The sequence below is a fragment of the Bosea sp. 124 genome (genome assembly GCF_003046175.1).
Classification (GTDB): domain Bacteria; phylum Pseudomonadota; class Alphaproteobacteria; order Rhizobiales; family Beijerinckiaceae; genus Allobosea.
This window is the reverse complement of sequence record NZ_PZZM01000001.1, coordinates 5,311,996-5,332,670: the sequence shown is the minus strand read 5'-3', so window position 1 is coordinate 5,332,670 and position 20,675 is coordinate 5,311,996. Positions and strand designations below refer to the sequence as shown.

The 20,675-nt window shown below is 65.9% G+C and carries 25 protein-coding genes and 1 pseudogene; 13 read left to right on the top strand and 13 right to left on the bottom strand.

Annotated elements, in window-relative coordinates; genetic code table 11:
- Nucleotides 1–4: 4 nt before the first annotated feature.
- Complete coding sequence (locus tag C8D03_RS25280; protein WP_108050790.1) at nt 5–1,048, bottom strand: ArsJ-associated glyceraldehyde-3-phosphate dehydrogenase; 1,044 nt, start codon at nt 1,046–1,048, stop codon at nt 5–7.
- A gap of 134 nt (nt 1,049–1,182) precedes the next feature.
- On the opposite strand from C8D03_RS25280, the gene C8D03_RS25275 reads away from it, so the two are divergent.
- Together C8D03_RS25275 and C8D03_RS25270 are read left to right on the top strand one after the other, a co-directional pair.
- Nucleotides 1,183–1,701, top strand: a complete 519-nt coding sequence (locus tag C8D03_RS25275) for an arsenate reductase ArsC (RefSeq protein ID WP_108050788.1) — start codon at nt 1,183–1,185, stop codon at nt 1,699–1,701.
- A 56-nt stretch (nt 1,702–1,757) separates the two neighbouring features.
- Nucleotides 1,758–2,609 carry an arsenate reductase/protein-tyrosine-phosphatase family protein gene (locus C8D03_RS25270; protein WP_248308620.1) on the top strand — a complete coding sequence of 284 codons (852 nt, stop codon included), beginning with the start codon at nt 1,758–1,760 and terminating at the stop codon, nt 2,607–2,609.
- Nucleotides 2,610–2,740: 131 nt separating this feature from the next.
- Here C8D03_RS25270 and C8D03_RS25265 read toward each other — a convergent pair whose 3' ends face one another.
- Entirely contained in the window at nt 2,741–3,649 is a 909-nt protein-coding gene (locus C8D03_RS25265; RefSeq protein ID WP_248308619.1) for a LysR family transcriptional regulator, read from the bottom strand.
- Between the two features lie 128 nt (nt 3,650–3,777).
- Between C8D03_RS25265 and C8D03_RS25260 the strand changes: the two genes are divergently transcribed.
- The 3 genes from C8D03_RS25260 to C8D03_RS27025 all read left to right on the top strand — a co-directional run bounded on the left by C8D03_RS25260 (nt 3,778) and on the right by C8D03_RS27025 (nt 5,250).
- Entirely contained in the window at nt 3,778–4,335 is a 558-nt protein-coding gene (locus C8D03_RS25260; protein ID WP_108050782.1) for a carboxymuconolactone decarboxylase family protein, read from the top strand.
- A gap of 68 nt (nt 4,336–4,403) precedes the next feature.
- Nucleotides 4,404–5,060: a peroxiredoxin-like family protein gene (locus C8D03_RS25255; RefSeq protein ID WP_108050780.1), complete on the top strand. Its 657-nt coding sequence runs from the start codon at nt 4,404–4,406 to the stop codon at nt 5,058–5,060.
- A 58-nt stretch (nt 5,061–5,118) separates the two neighbouring features.
- Nucleotides 5,119–5,250 (top strand): hypothetical protein, encoded by a 132-nt coding sequence (locus C8D03_RS27025; RefSeq protein WP_282568608.1) that lies wholly within the window; start codon nt 5,119–5,121, stop codon nt 5,248–5,250.
- Nucleotides 5,251–5,535: 285 nt separating this feature from the next.
- Here the strand turns inward: C8D03_RS27025 and C8D03_RS25250 are convergent, their stop codons facing one another.
- Together C8D03_RS25250 and C8D03_RS25245 are read right to left on the bottom strand one after the other, a co-directional pair.
- Nucleotides 5,536–6,333 carry an anti-sigma factor family protein gene (locus C8D03_RS25250; protein ID WP_108050779.1) on the bottom strand — a complete coding sequence of 266 codons (798 nt, stop codon included), beginning with the start codon at nt 6,331–6,333 and terminating at the stop codon, nt 5,536–5,538.
- Nucleotides 6,323–6,883, bottom strand: coding sequence for a sigma-70 family RNA polymerase sigma factor (locus C8D03_RS25245; RefSeq protein ID WP_108050777.1), 561 nt, complete (start codon nt 6,881–6,883; stop codon nt 6,323–6,325). Before C8D03_RS25245 ends, C8D03_RS25250 begins: the two co-directional genes overlap by 11 nt.
- 200 nt (nt 6,884–7,083) lie before the next feature.
- Between C8D03_RS25245 and C8D03_RS25240 the strand changes: the two genes are divergently transcribed.
- The 3 genes from C8D03_RS25240 (at nt 7,084) to C8D03_RS25230 (ending at nt 9,096) form a co-directional block, all read left to right on the top strand.
- Nucleotides 7,084–8,055 (top strand): MBL fold metallo-hydrolase, encoded by a 972-nt coding sequence (locus C8D03_RS25240; RefSeq protein WP_108050775.1) that lies wholly within the window; start codon nt 7,084–7,086, stop codon nt 8,053–8,055.
- A gap of 63 nt (nt 8,056–8,118) precedes the next feature.
- Complete coding sequence (locus C8D03_RS25235) at nt 8,119–8,586, top strand: tetratricopeptide repeat protein (protein ID WP_108050773.1); 468 nt, start codon at nt 8,119–8,121, stop codon at nt 8,584–8,586.
- Between the two features lie 84 nt (nt 8,587–8,670).
- The gene (locus C8D03_RS25230; RefSeq protein ID WP_248308618.1) at nt 8,671–9,096 is read left to right on the top strand and encodes a DoxX family protein; all 426 of its coding nucleotides are present in this window, start codon (nt 8,671–8,673) and stop codon (nt 9,094–9,096) included.
- A 27-nt stretch (nt 9,097–9,123) separates the two neighbouring features.
- Here C8D03_RS25230 and C8D03_RS25225 read toward each other — a convergent pair.
- Both C8D03_RS25225 and C8D03_RS25220 read right to left on the bottom strand, forming a co-directional pair.
- Nucleotides 9,124–9,642 (bottom strand): annotated as a pseudogene (locus C8D03_RS25225) (quinone oxidoreductase family protein); the annotation flags it as partial.
- A 76-nt stretch (nt 9,643–9,718) separates the two neighbouring features.
- The gene (locus C8D03_RS25220) at nt 9,719–10,306 is read right to left on the bottom strand and encodes a CGNR zinc finger domain-containing protein (protein WP_108050769.1); all 588 of its coding nucleotides are present in this window, start codon (nt 10,304–10,306) and stop codon (nt 9,719–9,721) included.
- Between the two features lie 181 nt (nt 10,307–10,487).
- Here C8D03_RS25220 and C8D03_RS25215 point away from each other — a divergent pair, with 181 nt between their 5' ends.
- Together C8D03_RS25215 and C8D03_RS25210 are read left to right on the top strand one after the other, a co-directional pair.
- Complete coding sequence (locus C8D03_RS25215) at nt 10,488–11,396, top strand: alpha/beta fold hydrolase (RefSeq protein WP_108050767.1); 909 nt, start codon at nt 10,488–10,490, stop codon at nt 11,394–11,396.
- A 115-nt stretch (nt 11,397–11,511) separates the two neighbouring features.
- Nucleotides 11,512–12,027: a GlcG/HbpS family heme-binding protein gene (locus C8D03_RS25210; protein WP_108051974.1), complete on the top strand. Its 516-nt coding sequence runs from the start codon at nt 11,512–11,514 to the stop codon at nt 12,025–12,027.
- Nucleotides 12,028–12,060: 33 nt separating this feature from the next.
- Here C8D03_RS25210 and C8D03_RS25205 read toward each other — a convergent pair whose 3' ends face one another.
- Complete coding sequence (locus tag C8D03_RS25205) at nt 12,061–12,561, bottom strand: DUF302 domain-containing protein (protein WP_210203963.1); 501 nt, start codon at nt 12,559–12,561, stop codon at nt 12,061–12,063.
- A 141-nt stretch (nt 12,562–12,702) separates the two neighbouring features.
- Between C8D03_RS25205 and C8D03_RS25200 the strand changes: the two genes are divergently transcribed.
- Nucleotides 12,703–13,920 (top strand): YeeE/YedE family protein, encoded by a 1,218-nt coding sequence (locus C8D03_RS25200; RefSeq protein WP_108050763.1) that lies wholly within the window; start codon nt 12,703–12,705, stop codon nt 13,918–13,920.
- On the opposite strand, the gene C8D03_RS25195 is transcribed toward C8D03_RS25200, so the two are convergent.
- Entirely contained in the window at nt 13,880–14,110 is a 231-nt protein-coding gene (locus tag C8D03_RS25195; protein ID WP_108050761.1) for a DUF2798 domain-containing protein, read from the bottom strand. The genes C8D03_RS25200 and C8D03_RS25195 overlap by 41 nt on opposite strands.
- A 214-nt stretch (nt 14,111–14,324) precedes the next feature.
- On the opposite strand from C8D03_RS25195, the gene C8D03_RS25190 reads away from it, so the two are divergent.
- Nucleotides 14,325–15,079 (top strand): IS5 family transposase gene (locus C8D03_RS25190; protein ID WP_108046102.1). Its coding sequence is split into 2 segments (ribosomal slippage): nt 14,325–14,658 and nt 14,658–15,079, totalling 756 coding nucleotides; the frame shifts between segments, so codons are not numbered across the junction.
- A 272-nt stretch (nt 15,080–15,351) separates the two neighbouring features.
- Here the strand turns inward: C8D03_RS25190 and ppk2 are convergent.
- Nucleotides 15,352–16,251 carry a polyphosphate kinase 2 gene (ppk2, locus tag C8D03_RS25185; protein WP_108050759.1) on the bottom strand — a complete coding sequence of 300 codons (900 nt, stop codon included), beginning with the start codon at nt 16,249–16,251 and terminating at the stop codon, nt 15,352–15,354.
- Nucleotides 16,252–16,830: 579 nt separating this feature from the next.
- On the opposite strand from ppk2, the gene C8D03_RS25170 reads away from it, so the two are divergent.
- Nucleotides 16,831–17,712, top strand: coding sequence for an acetoacetate decarboxylase (locus tag C8D03_RS25170; RefSeq protein WP_348981711.1), 882 nt, complete (start codon nt 16,831–16,833; stop codon nt 17,710–17,712).
- 109 nt (nt 17,713–17,821) lie between these two features.
- Here C8D03_RS25170 and C8D03_RS25165 read toward each other — a convergent pair whose 3' ends face one another.
- The 4 genes from C8D03_RS25165 to modB form a co-directional block, all read right to left on the bottom strand.
- On the bottom strand, nt 17,822–18,343 hold the full coding sequence (locus C8D03_RS25165; protein WP_146170285.1) for a ComEC/Rec2 family competence protein: 522 nt from the start codon (nt 18,341–18,343) through the stop codon (nt 17,822–17,824).
- Complete coding sequence (locus C8D03_RS25160) at nt 18,340–18,741, bottom strand: winged helix-turn-helix domain-containing protein (RefSeq protein ID WP_108050753.1); 402 nt, start codon at nt 18,739–18,741, stop codon at nt 18,340–18,342. The genes C8D03_RS25165 and C8D03_RS25160 overlap by 4 nt, the downstream gene beginning before the upstream one ends.
- 139 nt (nt 18,742–18,880) lie before the next feature.
- On the bottom strand, nt 18,881–19,969 hold the full coding sequence (modC, locus tag C8D03_RS25155; RefSeq protein ID WP_108050751.1) for a molybdenum ABC transporter ATP-binding protein: 1,089 nt from the start codon (nt 19,967–19,969) through the stop codon (nt 18,881–18,883).
- On the bottom strand, nt 19,966–20,664 hold the full coding sequence (gene modB / locus C8D03_RS25150) for a molybdate ABC transporter permease subunit (RefSeq protein ID WP_108050749.1): 699 nt from the start codon (nt 20,662–20,664) through the stop codon (nt 19,966–19,968). The genes modC and modB overlap by 4 nt, the downstream gene beginning before the upstream one ends.
- Nucleotides 20,665–20,675 lie beyond the last annotated feature (11 nt).

The window sequence follows — 20,675 nt, the reverse complement described above, 5'->3', positions numbered from 1 at the left end:
CGCCTCAGATCCCGGCCTGTTCGAGATGGCAGGCGAGGTCGACCATGCGGCAGGCATAGCCCATCTCGTTGTCGTACCAGGCGTAGACCTTCAGCATCGTCCCGTCGGTGATGAGTGTCGAAAGCCCGTCGACGATCGCAGAACGCGTGTCGCGCTGGTAGTCGATCGAGACCAAGGGCCTCGGCTCGAAGCCGAGGATGCCGGCGAGGGGCCCCTTGGCCGCGGCCTCGAACAGGGCGTTCACCTCGGCAGCCGTCGTCGGCTGCTCCAATTCGAAGACGCAGTCGGTCAGGGAGGCATTGAGCACAGGCGCGCGCACGGCGTGGCCGTCGAGCTTGCCCTTCAGCTCGGGGTAGATCAGCGCAATCGCGGTCGCGCTTCCCGTCGTCGTCGGCTGCAAGGAGAGCATCGCGGAGCGTGCCCGGCGCAGGTCCTTATGGGGTGCATCGACGACGACGTTCGTGTTGGTCGGATCATGGATCGTGGTGATCTGTCCGTGCCGTATTCTCAGGTTCTCGTGCACGACCTTCACCACCGGCGCCAGACAGTTGGTGGTGCATGAGGCGGCCGTGACGATCGGGTGCCTGGCAGGGTCGTACAGGTGCTCGTTGATGCCGATGACGACGTTCAGGACCGACACATCCTTGACCGGCGCGGCCACGATGACGCGTTTGGCGCCACGCTTGAGATGGCCCTCGATCGCAGCCGGCGTCAGGAACTTGCCGGTACATTCCAGCACGACGTCGACGCCGAGGTCTCCCCACGGGACGTCGCCCGGCGCGGCCTCGGCGGTGAACCTCATCCGCCGATGGTCGATCCGGATGGAGTTCTCGCCTTCGTGGCCGACATCGGCTCGCCAGCGCCCCTGCATGCTGTCGAATTCGAGCAGATGGGCGGTCGCTGCCGCCCCGCCCTTGATCTCGTTGAGATGAACGACGTCGAGCCGGTTGCCGGCACGCGGATCATCGCTCTGCCGTTGGACCGCGCCGAGCGCCGCCCGCAGAGCCAGGCGCCCAATGCGCCCCATGCCGTTGATACCGACCCGCATGATCCCCGCTCCATCCGATGCTGCTGGACCGTCCATCACCCGGATGAAGGCAATATGTCAATATGTCGGTTTACTTCGACATATTGATAGGGCAGTTTATATGTCGACATCAACCGACACGACGAGGTCGATTCATGAAAACGGCTCCCCTCAAGGTCCTTTTCGTCTGCAAGGGCAACCACGCGCGCTCGATCATGGCGGAAGCCATCATGCGGCGGCTCGCTGGTGACAAGTTCACCGTGTTCAGCGCCGGCAGCCAGCCACGCTCGGAGGTCAGCCCCTTCGTCGTCAGGCTTCTGACATCTCTGAACTACGATCTGACCGGCCTTTACCCCAAGAGCTGGAACGAATTCGCGCAACCCGGCTCTTCTGAACTGGACTTCGTCTTCACGCTGTCGGAAACCGCCGCCAATGCCGTGCCTCCGGCCTGGCCCGGCAACCCGATGCTGGCGCTCTGGACGCTGCCCGATCCCGCCGCCTTCGAAGGCGAGGATGTGCAGAAGGCGCTTGCCTTCGCGGACGCCTACCGCATGCTCAACAACCGGATTTCGATCTTCTCGAGCTTGCCGCTCGCGACGCTGCACGGCATGGCGCTACAGCACCGGCTCGACTCAATCGGGAAGGACCTGGGCAGGAAGGATGATGCAGCGTGACGCCAAGATTGGACGCATCGAGATTGGAGGCATCGAGGTTGGACTCTCCGGAGGCCGTGGCGCTGCTCGCCGCGTTGGCGCAGCCGACGCGGCTGGAGATTTTCCGCTTGCTGATGCGGTATCGGCCGCATGGTCTGGCGGCCGGCGATATCGGTCGCCTGCTTGCTGTCGCGCACAACACCCTCTCCACGCATCTGGGGGCGCTGGAGCAGGTCGGCCTGTTGATATCACGCCGCGAGGGGAGGCACGTCATCTTCGCGGCTCAGGCCTCTCGCGCCAACGCCCTCCTGGCGTTCCTGTCGGATGCCTGCTGCACTGAAAGGCCGGTAGAATGCGAGAATATGGCCGCAGCCATTCCAGCACGGCGCGAGTTCGTCGTCAGTGATAGGCCGCTGCGCGTGCTCGTCGTCTGCACTGGCAACTCGGCCCGCTCGATCATGGCTGAGGCTGTCCTCAATAGAGAAGGCCTCGGGCGGATTCTGGCCTTCTCGGCGGGGAGCCGCCCGCAGGAAGCGCCGCATCCGCTAGCCCTCGGCCTGCTGGACGATCTCGGCTACGACATCGCGGCGATGCGATCGAAGTCCTGGGACGAGTTCCTTGGTTCCGATGCGCCCGAACTCGATCTTGTCATCACGGTCTGCGACGATGCCGCGGAAGGGGATTGCCCGGCATTCTCCGGCGTCCCGATGCGGGTGCACTGGGGCCTGGATGATCCGGCTGCCGTGTCGGGTCCACAAGCCGCCAGGCGCGCTGCCTTCCTCCAGAGCTATCGAGATTCGACGGCGCGCGTCACCGCCTTCGTCAACCTGCCGTTCGAACAGATGAGGCTCGCCGAGCTCGAGCCCGTACTGAAGGCGATCGGCCGCATGGACGGGGCCACCGACAGGTCGCTGGAGCGGGCCGCGTGACGATCAAGGCCGCCGCGACCGATGTGGTGATCTCACAAAGCCGACCAAGAGTGTCCGCCAGAACATGGTCTACGGTCTCATCGAGTGGCGCATCGTAACCGAAGATGCCGGTTGGATCGAGGCCGGTCCGCTCAAACCGCTGTGATGCCGAGTCTGGGATCGAGATCGAACTCGGCGGCGAAGTAGTCGATCGCGGCGCGCACCTTCGGGGGAAGGAAGCGGCGGGAGGGGTAGACGGCGCTGATCGGTTGTGGCGGAGGCTCGAAGTCGCGCAGCAGAACCACCAGCCTGCCGTTCTCGATCTCGCCGTCGATAAAATGCCAGATCGGCGTATAGCCGATGCCGAGCCCCTGCAGGACGCAGGCGCGCACGGCTTCCGTGTTGTTGACATGGACCGGACCGGCGACCGCCACCGAGATCTGTCCTTCCGAAGAGGCGAAGTGCCAGCGCGCGCCGGTCAGCAGGCGATCGTAGACGATGCAGTCATGTCCGGCGAGGTCCGCGGGATGCCGGGGAGCGTCATGGCAGGCGAGGTACTCCGGCGTCGCGACCAGGACCCGGCGCGAGGTCGCGATCCGGCGTGAAATCAGCGAGGCGTCCGTCGTTTCGCCGACGCGGATGGCGAGATCGATGCCCTCCTCGACCAGATCGGAGAAGCCGTCGTTCATCGTCAGCGCGATCTCGATGTCGGGGTAGCGGGCCCGGAAACGCGGCAAGCGCGGGATCACGTGCAGTCGCCCGAAGACTCCGGCGCAGGCGAGGCGCAGCGTTCCCGACGGCTTGCCCTTGCGCCGCCCGACGGCGCTTTCGGCCTCGGCGGCGGCTTCCACCGTGCGCTGCGCATGGTCGTAGAACACGCGTCCATCATCGGTCAGCGTCAGCGCCCGGGTCGTTCGCTGGAACAGCAGGCAGCCGAGATGGTCCTCCAGCAGCGCGATCTGGCGCGAGACGGTCGGTTGCGAGGAATTCAGCTCGCGCGCGACCGCCGTAAAGGAACCGGCCTCGACGGTGCGGATGAAGGTTCGGAAGAGCGCAAGCATGTCGGACATTCATCCACGATACGTATGAACGCCATCCAATCAAGGCGCGTTGTCGCGCCAACCTGAATGGCGCATCTGTCTCTCCACGGACGGCAACACGCCGCCAGCGCATTCAAGGAGAGATCCCGATGACCACGATCAACGTCCCCACCCGCGAAGACGTCACCCCCGCCAACCAGCAGATCTTCGACCAGCTCAAGGGCAAGCTCGGCTTCGTGCCGAACCTCTATGCCACGCTCGCCCATTCCGAGCAGGCGCTCGGCAGCTACCTCGCCTTCCAGAACGCGAAATCGAGCATCACGGGCAAGGCCCGCGAGGTGGTCAACCTTGCCGTCAGCCAGGTCAATGAGTGCGAATACTGCCTTGCCGCCCACACGGTGATCGGCGGCATGGTCGGCTTCACGCCCGACCAGATCCTGGAGATCCGCTCGGGCCGCGCTTCCTTCGACGCCAGGCTCGACGCGCTCGCCCGCCTCGCCCGCGACGTCACCGAACGCCGTGGTCACGCCGACCCGGAACTGGTCGACGCCTTCCTCGCCGCCGGCTGGACGCAGGAGAACCTCGTCGATGCGATCGTCGTGGTCGGCGACAAGACCGTGACCAACTACCTGCACGCGACCACCAGAATCCCGGTCGATTTTCCCGCCGCTCCCGAGCTGAAGCCGCGCCGCGCCGCCGCCGAGTGACTGCAACAGCCGAGAGCCGGGCCTTGCGGCCGGCTCCCTTGCCCCACCCCGCACACAGGATCAGGACCATGCCTCTCCAACCCGAACTCGATGCCTTCCGCGCCGGCTGGGAAACCCGCGTCGGCGAAACGGCAGCCCGGCTGATCGCCGGTGATATCGTGGACCTGCGAGCCTCCGGCATTCTCGATCACGCTGCGAAAGCAGGCGACCGGATGCCTGCCACGGCGAAGCTGCGCGACGCTCATGGCCGACCCTTCGATCTCGCCGGGCTGGTCAAGACGAAGCCCGTCATCGTCGCCTTCTACCGCGGCGGCTGGTGTCCGTACTGCAATCTCGAACTGCGCGCCTATCAGGCGATGCTCGCCGACATCCACGCGGCCGGGGCGGAGCTCGTCGCCGTTTCGCCCGAGCGGCCCGACCACTCGCTGACGACGGCCGAGAAGAACGATCTCGCTTTCGCCGTTCTCTCCGACATCGGCGGCGAACTCGCCTCCGCGCTCGGTATCCGCTTCATGCTCTCGGATGCGGTGCGCCCGTTCTATGAGAAGGCCGGGCACGCGCTCCCCGAGCACAATGGCGACGGAACCTGGGCGCTGCCGATGCCGGCGACCTTCGTGGTCGCGAAAGGCGGCCTGATCGCCGCGGCCTTCATCGAGCCGGACTACCGCAAGCGCCTCGACCCGTCCGACGCTTTCGCCGCTCTCGGCAAGGTGAAGGCCGCCTGAAACCGGCGCGCCGGAGGAAGCCGCCTCGCGGTTTCGCTCCCATCGGAAGGACGCTCCCATGAACAAGGTCGCCATCGTCATCTATGCGAAGCTCGAGGGTGCCGGCGCGTCGATGGTGTCGAGTCGATACTCAAGGCAGTCGCTACAGGCGGCCATTTTTCACTCGCTCGATTGGCAAAGAGCCGCGTGACGTAGAGCTTCGTCTCAGCGAACCGCGTCCGCGCGACGAAACGCCGCCGGGATCTCGTCGCGCGGATGGTCCAGCCGCCGGCAAGCCTGCGAAAACTGGGGCGTCACGCCTCTGACCGGACGGTTACAAGAGCGTTGTGCGCGTGAGCGGCTTGATTTGCGGTTGTTCGGGCTCGATCCTATGCGCCGCCGCGCGCGCCTTCGTTGACGTCATTGGAGCCTCGGCCCGAAAAGTGGAATGCGGTTTTCGGGAAAAGCCGATGCCCTAGCCCGGCTGGAGCTGGAGTCAGAGCAGGTCCGGCAGTCGCCCGAGTTCAGCCGCGTCGAGATCGGACACGGCGGCATAGGTCACGCCGTTTCGGGTCCAGCTCAGCAAATTATAGCCTTTCCGCACGGTCAGGGCAGGGGCGGTGTCGGGCGTGTCCGGCGCGCCCCAGGCGAAGACATTGATGAGATGCAGCCGCCGCTTGTAGACCAGCGCGCCGACGCGCCGACCCGCGATGCTGTCGAGCCGGCCGCCGAGCAGGGGATAGCCTTCCGCGGTCAGATCGCGCACCTCGGGCGAGAAATCGACCTTGCCGGCGAACCATGGCTTGACCGTGTGTGAATCCGACGACGCAACCTGGATCGGGCTGTCCTGCATCAGCGAGCGCAGATGGGCCGAAAGCAGATCGCGCGAGAGCAGGCTCGCGCGGTCTGCTCCGGTCACGAACGACCACGTTGCCAGCGAGGACAGCAGGCAAGCCATCAGAAGGACGGCGGCCTGCTGCAGGAAGCGGGGTGCGGTCGACCGTGGCGGCATCCCTCTGACCGCCGGCTGCGGCGGCGGAGCCCGTCGCACCGCTGTCGGGTTGGGCTCGCCCGATGCCCGCGCCAGGGTCTGCTGCAGTCGCGACGACAGCCCTGTCGGCATCGGCTCGCGGCCGAGTCCGGACACCATGACACTGGTCTCGCGCAACGCGGCGACGAGCGCCGCGCATTCGGGGCATCCGGCAATGTGCCGCGCGACTGTTGCGCGATCTGCCTCGGACAATTCTCCGTCGAGATAGGCGCCGAGCCGGTCACGGGGCTGGTCACAGGGCATGGGAGCGATCCTTCCCGATCTTGCGGGCGAGCGACTGGTGCAGCAGGTTCCGGCCACGCGAGAGCCGCGACATCACCGTGCCGACGACCGTGCCGGTGATCTCGGCGATCTCGCGATAGCCGAGCCCTTCGATCTCGCGCAGCACCATGACTTCGCGGAATGCCGCCGGCAGCTCCGCCAGGGCCATGCGGACGAGATCGCGCTCGGCCTCGCCGATCATGATGTCCTCTGCCGAGGGCGTATCCGATGCGATCTTGGTCTGGGCGCCGTTCTCAGGCTCGAGCCCGGGCAGGCTTGCATCGAGAGAAATCACATTGGCGGCGCGCCGGCGCGTGTTGAGCATGCGGTAGGCCGTGTTGCGCAGGATGGCGAAGAGCCAGGGTCGGATGTCCTCGCCTCGAAAGCTCTCGAAGGCGCGAAAGGCGCGGAGATAGGCCTCCTGAACCGCGTCTTCCGCATCCGGCCGCGAACGCAGCAGCCAGAACGCAAGATTGTAGGCCGCCTCCTGATGAGGCAGCGCCAACTGCTCGAAGCGCTTGGCGGAGGACATGGTGCAGGAAGACCCGGTCGAAGAGTATCCGAGGTTGGACGAGGCGGCCGCAGGTTAGCGGTTGCCTTGCATGATCCCGATCACGTCCGGTTTATTCCCGCGTTCTTTTCCGTGATCGCCGGAATAAATCGCGCGGCTTGCGCATCCCGGACTGTGCGAGGCCGCTGTGGCCCTCGCTGTCAGGCATCCGGGAGTTCTCGATGACCCATCTTTCACGCCGCGACGCCCTCGTCGCAGGTTCGCTTGCCGCGGCTTTCGGGCTGGCGAAACCGTTGGACTGGATTGCGCCGGCACAGGCGCAGACCATCCCCGATCCGGCCGTTGGTTTCCGCCGCTACAAGGTCGGCACGATCGAGGTGACGGCGCTCTATGACGGCATCTGGGAGAAGCCGCACGATCCCGCCTTCATCAGGAATGCCTCGATCGAGGAGACCAGGGAGGCGCTGGCCAAGGCCGGCCAGACCACGGCCTTCATGCCGATTCCGCTGACCGTCGTCGTTCTCAAGATCGGCGACCGCTATGTCATGGTCGATGCCGGCTCGGGCGCCGGGCAATGGCAGCCGACCGCCACGAAGCTGATGAGCAACATGGCGGCTGCGGGCATCGACCCCGCCAGGATCGACACCATCCTGATCTCGCACTTCCACCCGGACCATATCTTCGGCCTGATGAATCGCGGCACCAGCGCGCCGGTGTTCCCCAATGCCGAGATCGTCGTGACCGCCACCGAGTACAAATGGTGGACCGAGCCCGGCCGCGTCGAGAAGCTGCCGGATGCGCGCAAGCCACTGGGCCAGCGCATCAACGCCGTGTTTCCGGGCTGGAAGAACTTCAAACTCGTCGATGGCGAGCCGGAGGTCGCGCCGGGCGTGCGGCTCGTCAAGGCGCCGGGCCATACGCCGGGCCACGCCGCCTTCCATGTCAGCTCTGGAAACCAGCAGCTCATGATCTCGAACGACGTTGCCTATGTTCCGGCGTTGCTCGCGCCGCATCCCGACTGGCAGGGCAGCTATGATCAGGACAGCGTCACGGCTGTCGATACGCGCCGCAAGCTGATCGACCGTGTCATCGCCGAGAAGATGGCGATATGCGGCGCGCATTTCCCGTTCCCGGGCAGCGGCGTCTTCGCCAAGGACGGCGCCGGATACGGCTTCACCCCCACCGCGATCTGACCTCGAACGGGCCGCCGCACGCCGCAGCCGCTTGTTCAGCCATCTTTCGTCAAGGAGACAATCATGATCCTCAAACTTGCTCTCGCTGCCTTTGCCACCGTGTTTGCGCTTTCGACCGCCGCCCTCGCGGTGGATACCACGCCGACGAAGGGCGCGCCCGATCTCACAGCCGTGAGGGCGGCGATCAAGGCCAGGGATTTCAAGGTCGCGATCGTCGATCTCAACCGCATGGTCGACGCCGGCGTCCAGCATGCCGACGTCTACAACCTGCTTGGTTTTTCGCTGCGCAAGAGCGGCGACCAGAAGGCGGCGTCGACCTATTATCGCAAGGCGCTCGACTTCGATCCCAACCACAAGGGCGCGCTCGAATATCAGGGCGAGCTCTATGTCGAGACCGGCGAGTTCGCCAAGGCGCGCATCAATCTTGCCGCTCTGGAGAAGCTCTGCCCGTCGGGCTGCGAGGAACGCGAGGATCTGGAAAAGGCCCTCGCCCGGCGCCCAGGACCAACTGACGCGCCCAACACCCACTGAGGCGCCCAAGACCGACCGGCGCGGCACATCACGCCAACAGAGAGCCGGCCTCGCTGGCTCTTCACGGCGCCGAGGACAAAGACGATGATGATCTCGAAAACGTCCGACGCCGCCGCTCTGCTCGGGCGCCTGCTGATCGCGCTGCTGTTTCTCCACGAAGGCTGGATCAAGCTCACCCATATCGGCATATCGATGGCTTATATGAGCAGCTTCGGCGTTCCGGGCTGGCTGCTGCTGCCGGCCATCGGCGTCGAAATTGGCGGTGGGATTTTGCTGCTGGCCGGCTGGGGCAGTCGCTATGCGGCGCTGGTGCTGGCGGTCTTCTGCCTATCGGCGGCGGCGATCTTCCACAACGCACTGTCCGACGGCAACCAACTGTTGCATTTCGAAAAGGATCTGGCGATCGCAGGCGGGTTGCTCATCCTGTTTGCGAGAGGCCCCGGCCGCCTCGTGCTTCCGGTCGGGCGATGGATCGGCCTCGCCGGAAGATTCGCGGACCGCGTTGCCTGATGGGCCACGCGGTCTGCCGGAAATCCTTCAGGGGACGAGGATGACCTTGCCCATGCTCCGGCGGCTTTCGAGCCGCCGATGCGCCTCCAGCGCATCGGCGAGCGGGAAGACGGAATCGATGGTCACGGCGAGTTCGCCATCGGCTGCAAGCGCAAACAGTTCCATCAGATCTCGCCTCAGGCTGTCAGGCGTCAGCAGCGGCGCCAGTGCAAAGCCGGTCAGCGACTGGTTCATGAAGATCACGCGCTTGAGTTCGTCGTCGCCGAATTGGAAGCCGCGGATGTTCAGCGCGCCGTAGATGGCGATCTGTCCGCCCGGAGCCAGCATCGCCAGGCTGTCTTGCGTGATGGCGCCGCCGACCGATTCATAGATCACATCGGGCCCGCGACCATCAGAGGCGCTTTTGACGACGTCGGCCCAGCCCGCCTGGCTGTAGTCCGCGAGGTCGTCGGCACCGATCGTCCTGGCGAAGGCGAGCTTTGCGGGAGTACTTGCGGCAACGATGATGCGGGCGGCGCCTTGGCGGCGGGCGAGTTGCACCAGAAAGGAGCCGACCCCGCCGGCCGCGCCATGGGAGCGTCAGAGAACGGGGCGCGCGATCGCGTTCCGTCGATTCAGCTTGTCATGCCCGACGCTGCCTGGCGCGATAACGCGCGACCTTGTCGCGGTTGCCGCAAGCGCTCATCGAGCACCAGCGTCGTGTGTTGTTCTTGCCCTGGTCGTAGAATACCAGCGAGCAATCCGGGCTGGCGCAGTGCTTCAGACGCTCGGGTTCGGCGTCGCAGACGAAGCGGGCAAAGTCCTGCGCGATCAATCCTGTCGGCCCGGCCGTGCCCCAGTCGACCTGAGAGCGCAAGTGCGGCTGGCCCTCGACCATATCGAGATGCAGACGGATCGCGATCCGCGCCAGCAGATCATTGACCGCGTCCGTCATCGCTGCGGGCAGTGGCTCGCCGGTGCGCAGGAGATCGACCGCCGGACGCAATCTCTCGCGCAGGGCGACCAATTCTTCTGAAATAGCAACGCCACGTGCCGGAGCGGCGATCTCGGCGACGGCAAGCCATGTCGAGGCCGCGTCCGCCGTTGCGATCACGTCGGTGCGCGTCACGCCATCGGTCATGACCGTGTTCAACAGATCGAGCCAGAGCCGCCCGCCGACGAAGGGCATGCCATGGCGGAACTCGCCCGCTGCATCAGATCTCCCCGGCATGGCGCGCTTCCCTCGTTGCGATCACGAATTCGTAACCTGTCAAATATGGCTTGAAAGGTGTTTGTGCAAATGACACCGTCAAAATACCAAATGAATGGTTGCGGAGATTGTCTTGAACGCCATAGCCCACCTCACGCGCCGCGCGGCCTTCGCCACAGCGGCCCTGACCGGAGTAGCCAGCATGACCGCCCACGCCGCCGCGCCGAAGGCTCTTTCCCCGTCGCCCGTCCAGTTCAGGACGGTCACGGTGCAGGGTCTCGACATCTTCTACCGGGAGGCCGGCCCGAAGGACGCGCCGGTGCTGCTTCTGCTGCACGGCTTTCCGTCCTCCTCCCATATGTTCCGCGATCTGATCCCGCTTCTGGCAGGGCAATTCCGCGTGATCGCGCCGGACTATCCGGGTTTCGGCAACAGCGCGGCGCCCGGCATCGGCACCTTCCCCTACACCTTCGCTGCGCTGGCCGATGTCGTCGATGCCTTCACCGACGCTGTCTGCGCCAGCAGCTATGTCATCTACATGCAGGACTATGGTGGGCCGATCGGCTTCCGGCTGGCGCTGAAACACCCCGAACGCGTGCGCGGCTTCATCATCCAGAATGCGGTCGCCAATGTCGAAGGCTGGAATCCCGAGGTCGTCAAGGCGCTCGCGCCCTTCTGGCAGGGCCGCAACGCCCAGACCGAGCAGCCCGTCCGCGCCTTGCTGACCGCCGAGACGACCCGTTTCCAGTATACGCACGGCGCCTCCCGCAAGGAGCGGCTCTCGCCTGACGCCTGGATCCATGATCAGGCTGGCCTCGACCGCCCCGGCAACGCTGCGCTGCAGGTCGAGATGCTGTGGAATTATCAGGACAACGTCGCGCAGTATCCGAAATGGCAGGACTATCTGAAGACCAGGCAGCCGCCGCTCCTGATCGCCTGGGGCGACAATGACCCTTACTTCACCTTGAAGGGCGCCGAGCTCTTCAAGACGCTCGTGCCCTCAGCGGAGCTGCATCACTATGATGCCGGGCATTTCGCCCTGGAAACCCATGTCGAAGACATCGCGGCGGTGTCGCTCGCCTTCCTCGCTCGCCTTCCCAAGGCGAGGTGAGGACCGCGTCGTCGGTGTGCTTCAAACCGACGGCGCTGCGCGGCCGGGCGTTTGCCCCTTCCGCCCGGCCGCGCTGTCCAGCCTGCTCCCATTCTTCCTGTCGTCGGAGATCGCGATGAAATCCCTTCTTGCGTGGACCGCCCTTGCGGTCTGCGCCCATGTCGCCTGTGCTGGCGCACAGGTTCGCAACAGTGGCTATGAACTACCCCTCACCCTGGCTCTGGACGCCGCCAACGAGGCGCTGAAGTCCTGTGAGGCGGCCGGCTACAAGGTATCCGTCGCCGTAGTGGACCCGTCTGGCGAATTGCGCGCCTTCGTCAAGGGCGATCACGCGACTGTCCATACGAAGGAGACCAGTTTCCGCAAGGCCTATACGACCGTAACGCTCGGCCCCCTTTTCGGGTTCGATGCGCTCGGCGCATTCGTCGACAAGGCAAAGAGCAACCCGGCCGCCTCGTCCTTCCTGACGGTGCCGAATATCATTCTGCTGCCTGGCGCTGTCGCCATCCGGGCCAAGGGCGAGATCGTCGCGGCGATCGGCGTCGGCGGTGCGCCCGGCGGCGACAAGGATGAAGTCTGCGCCGCGGCAGGTGCTGCGGCGATCAGGCAGAAGCTGCCCGCCGCAAACTGATCCAAGATGGGCTGATCCAGAACGGGGGCGGGCCTATTGTGCCGCAGCCTCGGATACGATCCTCTCGAAGATCGGGTCGAGTTCGGCTCCCAGCGCCTTGATCGCGTCGCCCGGATAGCGGCCGAAGACGGTGCTGGGCAGTTGGTAGCGAATGCTCGAGCCGCCATCGGCTTCCTCGACAAGATGCAGGCGGATCGGAGCCTCTATCCCGGCATCGATATCCGCCGCCAGCATCCTGATGGCGAAATCGTTGCGAAAGACGCCGATGACGGCGTCGCCACGGATGATGAGTCCGCGAGCCTTGGCGCCGTCGCTGGCGGAAGCCCGCGTGACGGCATTCATGCCGTTGCCCTGGATGGCCGCCGCAATCCGATCCTGCAGCCGGTCGAAAGAGTGATGCGTCCGCACGACGCGGTAACCGTCGACGGCTTGCGCGCGAACTTCTGAAACGGACGGAAGACCGACCGTGCAACACGCGATTCCCAAGGCAAGAGAGATGGCTCTGATGGTCATTCGCAGCACCCTGTCGATCACGGACGCCGCTGTTCTACCGCACCGCGGTGAGCGCCGAAGTCACGACGGCGTGACGTCGGTGATCGATCTCGGACCTCTGTTCGTTCGTGAGGTCGCGGTCTCGCAACGGGTCGCCCGCCGCGCCGCATCGGGCGCTCGTCGATGACGGCCTCCAGCCAGGTCGCCGCCCTGGCGCCGGCCGCGCGGCCCTTGCCTCGGCAATCCGCTCCCATTTTGACGGCTGCGCTGGTGCTGGGCGTGCTGGTCGCGCTGGCCGCGATCAAGGGTGCGGGCTGGCGTGAGCCTGTCCTGGCGCTCGTCGGTGCGGGGCTGGGCTTCGTCCTGTTCCAATCGACCTTCGGCTTTGCCGGCAGCTTTCGAGCGGCCTTGGAGCAGCACGACTTCGGTGGTTTCCGGGCCCAGGCGATCGCACTCTCCCTGACCAGTCTCGTCTTCTTCCCGCTCCTGGGAGCGGGCAGCGTCCTTGGGCTGCCGCTGACGGGGTTCGTCACGCCGATCGGCGTCTCCTTCGTCGTCGGCGCCGTGTTGTTCGGCATCGGCATGCAGATCGGCGGCGGTTGCGCCTCGGGCACCTTGTTTGCGCTGGGAGGCGGCAATGCGCGCCTCATCCTGACGCTTGCCTTCTTCGTCCTCGGGTCGGGGGTCGGGGCGGCGCATCTCGGCTTCTGGTGGCGGTTGCCCGCGTTGAATACGGGCACGACGCAGGATTGGCTGGGCTGGCCGCTGGCACTGCTTGTCCATCTGGCGATTTATGCCGCGATCATTCGCGGAATTCCCGCGCCGGGACGCGAGAGCGCGCCGCGGTCCGTCGCCCAGTTCCTCACGAGGCGCTGGCCCTTGCTGGGGGGAGCGGTCGGGCTGGCGGTGCTGAATGCGCTGACGCTGGTTCTGGCGGGGCGGCCTTGGGGAGAGACGGCCGGCTTCACCCTCTGGGGCTCCAAATTGGCGGCAGGGTTGGGGTTCGATCCGGCCTCCTGGCCCTACTGGCACGGCAACCAGGCCCCGCTCACGGCCAGTGTCTTCGCGGATGTGACCTCCGTCATGGATTTCGGCATCGTGGCCGGCGCCACCCTCGCGGCCGGGCTGAGCGGCCGCTTTCTGCTGCGTTCGGATGGCGCATGGCAGGCATGGGCGGGCGCTGCCCTCGGAGGTTTTCTGATGGGCTATGGCGCGCGACTCTCCGATGGCTGCAATATCGGCGCCTATTTCTCGGCGCTGGCGTCGGGCAGCCTATCCGGCTGGGTCTGGGTCGCGGCCGCCTTCGTCGGGAGCGCGCTCGGCCTTCGGCTGCGGCCGTTTCTCGGTCAGGAGGGCCCCATCACGCCTCGCCGGTCAGTGCCATCGCCATCCGTCGAATGAGCGGCGCGGCGAAAATCACGACCGGCAGCATCACGCCCCAGGCGATCAGCCAGGATGTCGACCAGTGCAACGCAAATGCGCCTGGGCTGTTCGCCGGCAGGCTGGCGATGGCGCCCGCGATCCCCGAGGTCAGGCCCGACTGCCGCACTCCGAAAACAGAATGGGAGCAACGTCTTGGGAGTCTGAGCATGGGTAATTATCCTCGCTGTCTCGCCGGTGGAATGAGACGACTGACGACGTCGAGCTTGTTGCCGTCGCACAACACTTCTGTCTCCAGCGGATTCTGCCCCGTACCCAAGGCCTTCGACATCCTGGATTCACCGTCCAAACGACGCGAGGCTCTAGGCTCAGGACCTATTAAATTCGTTTGATCTGTGATTCACGGTGTCTGGGAGGACGCTGTGATGAATGATTTGTTTTTGCTGAGCGAGCGGCAGATGACGCGGATATCGCCGCATTTTCCGCTCTCGCATGGCGTGCCACGGGTCGATGATCGGCGCGTGGTGAGCGGGATCGTCTACATCATCCGCAGCGGCCTGCAGTGGAAGGACGCGCCCAAGGGCTACGGTCCCCACAAGACGCTCTACAACCGCTTCATCCGCTGGAGCCGGCTCGGCGTCTTCGACCGGATCTTCGCCGGGCTCGCCGGCGAGGGACCCAAGCCGGAGCGCATCATGATCGACGCGACGCATCTCAAGGCCCATCGCACGGCGGCGAGCCTGCTCAAAAAGGGGCTGTTCCCCGTCGTATCGGGCGGACCAAGGGCGGGCTGAACTCCAAGCTCCACACTGTCTGCGACGAGAGCGGCCGCCCAATCATCATGCTCCTGTCGGAAGGCCAGATGAGCGACCACAAGGGCGCAAGCCTCGTGCTCGCCGCCCTGCCGCCAGCCAAAACCCTCATCGCCGATCGTGGCTACGACAGCACGCCGTTCCGCCAGGCGCTCGCCGCCAAGGGCATCGCGCCCTGCATCCCCTCGAGCCGAAGCCGGAAAACCCCGTACCCTTATGACAAGGCGCTCTACCGCCAGCGCCACAAGGTCGAGAACCTCTTCGCCAAGCTCAAGGACTGGCGCCGCATCGCAACCCGCTACGATCGATGCGCCCACACTTTCTTCTCGGCAATCTGCATCGCCGCAGCCGTCATCTTCTGGCTCTGATCAATGAGTCCTGAGCCTAGGCACCGCCTGCCGATGCGATCCGAACCTCACGGATGACGCGCTTCTGGACGCGACGGTGCTGCATCCGATCCTGACCGCCGGCTCGTCGCCACATCGTGGGGGCCGTACTGGCGGCACAGCAGCCCATCGCCGGAACGTTCGCCACCGGACGGGGCCGGCGCGTCTCCGTCGAGATCCAGATCGTGCCATCGCCCGGCTGAAGCGCCGGGCGGTCTCCATCGCAGACGCGCCTGCCGCCGCTGGGCCCTTGCTCAGTACAGGCTCGGAACGTGGAGCTCCGGCGGCACGGCATGCCGGGCGTAGTCGGGATGGCGCACGCGCTCCGGCAGGATGATGTCCTGCTTCGGCACGTCTTCATATGGGATCTGGGCGAGCAGATGCGCGATGCAGTTTAGCCGCGCTCTCTTCTTGTCGACGGCCTGGACGACCCACCACGGTGCATGTTCCGTGTGCGTCCGGTCGAACATCTCTTCCTTGGCCCGGGTGTAGTCCTCCCAATGGATGCGGCTTTCCATGTCCATCGGCGAGAGCTTCCACTGCTTGAGAGGGTCGGCGATCCGCATCTGGAAGCGGAACTCCTGCTCCTCATCCGTGATCGAGAACCAGTATTTGATCAGGATGACGCCGGAGCGCACGAGCATATGCTCGAACTCCGGCGCGGAGCGGAAGAACTCCTCGAGTTCGTCCGGCGTGCAGAAGCCCATCACCCGCTCGACGCCGGCGCGATTATACCAGCTCCGGTCGAACAGGACCATCTCGCCGGCCGTCGGCAGATGCGGGACATAGCGCTGGAAATACCATTGATGCTTCTCGCGCTCGGTCGGCGCCGGCAGCGCGACGACACGGCAGATCCGCGGATTGAGCCGCTGCGTCACCCGCTTGATCGCGCCGCCCTTGCCGGCCGAGTCGCGGCCCTCGAACAGGACCACGACTTTGAGCTTCTTGTACTGGATCCAGTCCTGGAGCCGCACGAGCTCATGCTGAAGCCGAAACAGTTCCCGGAAATAGATCTTCCGGTCCAGCGTCGATCCCGTCGGGCCGATATTCTCCGAAACGAGTTCGTCGATCCGATCTTCCTCGAGCTGCATCTCGAGTTCTTCGTCGAAGCTGTCTGCGATCTCGGCTTTGATGCGGTCAAGATCAATGGTCATGATCGGGCCTTTGAAATCTGCTCTGGGAAAGGGAGTGGACGGCGAGGGGATCGGGGGACGTCTCGCGGCCGCCCGCAAGGCATGGACCGCCGTCCGCCATCGGAGGGATGGCATTGTCGAGGACCTCGATGACGTTGAGATGAAGGTGCGATGCCGCCGCGTCGGTCAGGTCCACCTGCCGGCGGCGATCCATTGCCGATGACGGAGATGCGGGGCCATGCGCTCCGTCATCCCTCGGCGTCGCTCTCAATCGCGATGGACGTCATGCGCCACGATTGTCGCGCCGTCCGGCGGGATCGTCGCGCATGCCGCGCTCCCCGTTCGTTGAGACGGGCCGCGGGCAGCTTGGTCAGGGCTTGGCGGGTCTTCTTCCGGCCGATGTCGCCGCCAGGCACGGCAGGCCGGGTTGACCGAGACGGTCGCCCTGGAAGCCGCCACCGTCGGCGTCACGGTCAGCGCGATCTGCTCCGGCTATGTTTGGACGCCGCTGGTCGAGAAGCAGATCCCCGAGACCATGGCGGAGCGCGATCTCGCCAAGGAGCACGTCATCGAGGACGTGCTATTGCACACCAGCCAACCATGCAGTTCGTTACCAGTGAAGAGGTGGCGGCGCTCGCCGTATTCCTGGCCTCGGATGCCGCCCGGTCGATCACCGGCGTCATTCTGCCGATCGATGGCCGCTCGGCCGCACAGCAAGGGGGACGCATCACCATGAATCGCAAGGACATCCTCGACCTGCCCTCGATGCCGCTGGCGGGGCCGAGCTATCCTGCCGGGCCCTACCGCTTCATCGACCGCGAATACATGGTGATCAGCTACGAGACCGACCCGGAGCTGATCCGGCACCATTTGCCCGAGCCGCTGGAGCCGCTCGCGCAGCCGATCGTCAACTACGAGTGGATCAAGATGCCGGATTCCTCCGGCTTCGGGAACTATACCGAGACCGGCATCGTCATTCCCTGCAAGTTCGGCGATGAAGAGGTCAATTTCGTCTCGCAAATGTATCTCGATGTCGAGCCGCCGATCGCGGCCGGCCGCGAGATCTGGGGCTTTCCCAAGAAGCACGCCCATCCCAGGCTCGAACTGGTCAGGGACACGCTGACCGGCACGCTCGAATATGCCGGCCAGCAGGTCGCCATCGGCACGATGGGCTACAAGCATGAGAGCCTGGCCGGCAACGGCGTGAAGACGACCCAGATCCTGACCAAGACCCAGGTCAACCTCAAGATCATCCCCGGAGTGGACGGCGAACCCGAGATCTGTCAGCTCGTCGCGCTGAACCTCACCGACATCACGGTGAAGGGCTCATGGATCGGCCCCGGCCGCCTGCATCTCGTTCCGCATGTGAACGCGCCGGTCGCCGACCTGCCGGTCCGCAGGGTTTTGGGCGCGCATCATTTCATCGCCGATCTGACCCTGCCGTTCGGGCGCAAGATTCACGACTACATGCAGGATATGTGACCGCAGGCGCCGCCCGAGGCAGCAGCCGAGGCTCATGACGAGCTGATCTCCGGGCACAGGAGCGCCCCCCGCGTCACGCGCTCGCCCTTCGGGCTGACCGCCCGATCGTTCACCCGATATCGAACTCGACCCATAATTTCGGTCGGCAGCGGACGGCTTTGAGAGATCCGCCGCCATGGGCCAGCGCGGCGGGAATTGCGCCTCCCGCCAGCCAGGTCGCATCTGCACGCACCACTCTGGCTCCCGCGCGGGCCTGCAAGGCGTCGAGGATGTCGGTCAACGGCATCTCCTTCCAGCCGAGCTTTTTCGTATCCGTCTCGTTCACCGGGATGAAGGCCGAGAGGTCCGGGTCGTTCATCAGCTCCAGCCCCTTCGCCTTCAGGGCCGCGTTGTGGCTGCCATGATGTCCGACCTTCAGGTCGACGCTGCGCTTCAGCAGGTCCGGCCCCGTCACGGTGCCACCGCCCGTCCCCCATGTCAGATCCTGCCAGGCGAGCCAGTTCCCGACCTGCGCATCGCCGACGAAGAGCACGATGCGGCGGTCGCCGAACGCGAAGGCGAGGACGAGGCTGGTGTTGTTGACGCCCCGGTCGAGCTGCATCGCGAGATCGGCCGTACGGGCCGCCGTCACGGCGTGGCAGTCGGTCCGGCCGCCGGTTCTGCTGCAGCATCCTGCAGCGCGTCGAGATGCAGCGCCGCGGCCTTCAGGGCTTTGCTCTCGATGGCGCGGTAATGGGCCACCACCTCGCGGCCCATCGGCGTCAGATGGGCGCCGCCACCATTGGCGCCGCCCGGCGAAGCCTCGACGAGGGGCTGCCTGAACATCCGGTTGAGCTCGTCGACCAGCAGCCAGGCGCGGCGATAGGACATCTTCATCGCGCGGCCGGCCCCCGAGATCGAGCCCGTATCCTCGATCGCCTCCAGCAGATCGACCTTGCCCGGGCCGAGCCGGCCGGCGGGCGCCAGATCGACGCGGACGCTGATCAGGGCAGCCTGCTTTGGCGCGTTCTGCGCGGATTTCGGAGGCATGGCGGCACCTTCTGCGCGTGTCTTTGATCGTGATCTTAGCGGGAACATCCGGGGAGTGCATCTTCGTCGCGTTGCGCCCGGCCAGCCCGCGAAAACCGGGAGGGCGGCAGCGCGGCCGGTCGTCCTGCCCTCGCGGCGCTCAAGGAGCGTCGATCGAGACGCTCTTGATCACCGCATGGACCGGGCTGCCGGTCTGCAGCCCGAGCGCATCGAGCGATTTCACGGTGACGCGCGCCAGCAGGCTTTCCCCGCCGCAATCGAGGCGCAGTTCGACGGCGCCGCCCGCGCGCCGTGCGCCGATCTCGACTACTGTTCCGGGCAGGATGTTCAGCGCGCTGACGCCGACCGGCGGCGTCAGGCTGATCAGCACGTCGCTGGCGAGGATGCGGACGCGGGTGGCGGAGCCCACCGGCATCGCGCTGCGCGCCACCTGCAGGGGGCCGGCGCGCGTCGACAGCGTGGTCAGGCCATAGGTTTCGTCCTGGCCCGCGACACGCGCCTCGATGATCGAGCCCGCTTCGGCAGCCCCCGAGAGCCCGGCGACGTCGAGGCGCGACATCACCTGCCCGGTCGGGCCGCAGGCGGTGACTCGGCCCTGGTCGATGGTGACGAGCGTGGTCGCAAGCCGCGCCACCTCCGCGACCGAATGAGAGACATAGACGATGGGGATGCCGACCTCGTCGCGCAGCCGCTCGATATAGGGCAGGATCTCGGCCTTGCGCGCCTCGTCGAGCGAGGCGAGGGGCTCGTCCATCAGCAGCAGGCGCGGATTGGCCAGCAGCGCCCGGCCGATCGCGACACGCTGCTTCTCGCCGCCCGAGAGGCCGCCCGGTCTCCGCTCCAGCAGATGGCCGATGCCGAGCAGCGCGAGTACGCCGGCAAGGTCGCTGCTCGCCGGTTCGCCCCGTGGCGAAAACCAGCGCCCGAAGAGCAGGTTCTGGCGTACGCTGAGATGCGGGAACAGCCGCGCCTCCTGGAAGACATAGCCGATGCGGCGGCGGTGCTTGGGCACGAAGATGCCGGCCTGCGTATCGACCAGCACCTGCCCGTCGACGACGACACGGCCGCTGTCGGGGCGGATCAGCCCGCCGATGATGTCGACCAGCGAAGTCTTGCCCGAGCCGGAACGGCCAAACAGCGCCGTCAGCCGCCCGTCCGAGGCAAAGGCGGCGTCGAGCTGGAACCGACCCAGCCGGTGTTCGACGGAAATCTCGATGAGCGGGGTCATTCGACCGCGATCCGACGCCCGACCAGCCGCGCCAGCGCCTCCGAGAGAAACAGGGCCGACACCGAGATCGCGATCGAGATCAGGGTCAGCCGCATCGCCCCGGCATCGCCATTGGGCACCTGGGTGAAGGTGTAGATCGCCGAGGGCAGGGTCTGCGTCTCGCCGGGGATGTTGGAGACGAAGGTGATGGTGGCGCCGAACTCGCCCATCGCCTTGGCGAAGCACAAGATCATGCCGACGAGGATGCCGGGCAGGCAGAGCGGCAGCGTCACGACGAGGAAGGTCCAGAGCGGGCTCGCTCCGAGCGTGCCGGCCGCGTCCTCGAGCTTGCGGTCGACGGCCTCGATCGAGAGCCGGATCGCCCGCACCATCAGCGGGAAGCCCATCACCGCCGCAGCCAGCACCGCGCCGGTCCAGCGGAAGGACAAGACGATGCCGAACCAGTCATGGAGGAAAATGCCGATCGGCCCGCGCCGGCCGAAGCCGATCAGGAGCAGATAGCCGGTGACGACGGGCGGCAGGATCAGCGGCAGATGCACCAGCGCGTCGAGCACCGATTTGCCCCAGAAGCGCCCGCGCGCCAGCAGCAGTGCGATGGCGAGCCCGAAGGGCAGGCTCGCCAGCATGGCCGTGGTCGCGACGAGCAAGCTCAGGCGGACCGCCGTCCACTCTTCGGGGGAAAGCCAGTCGCTCACGCAGCTAACGG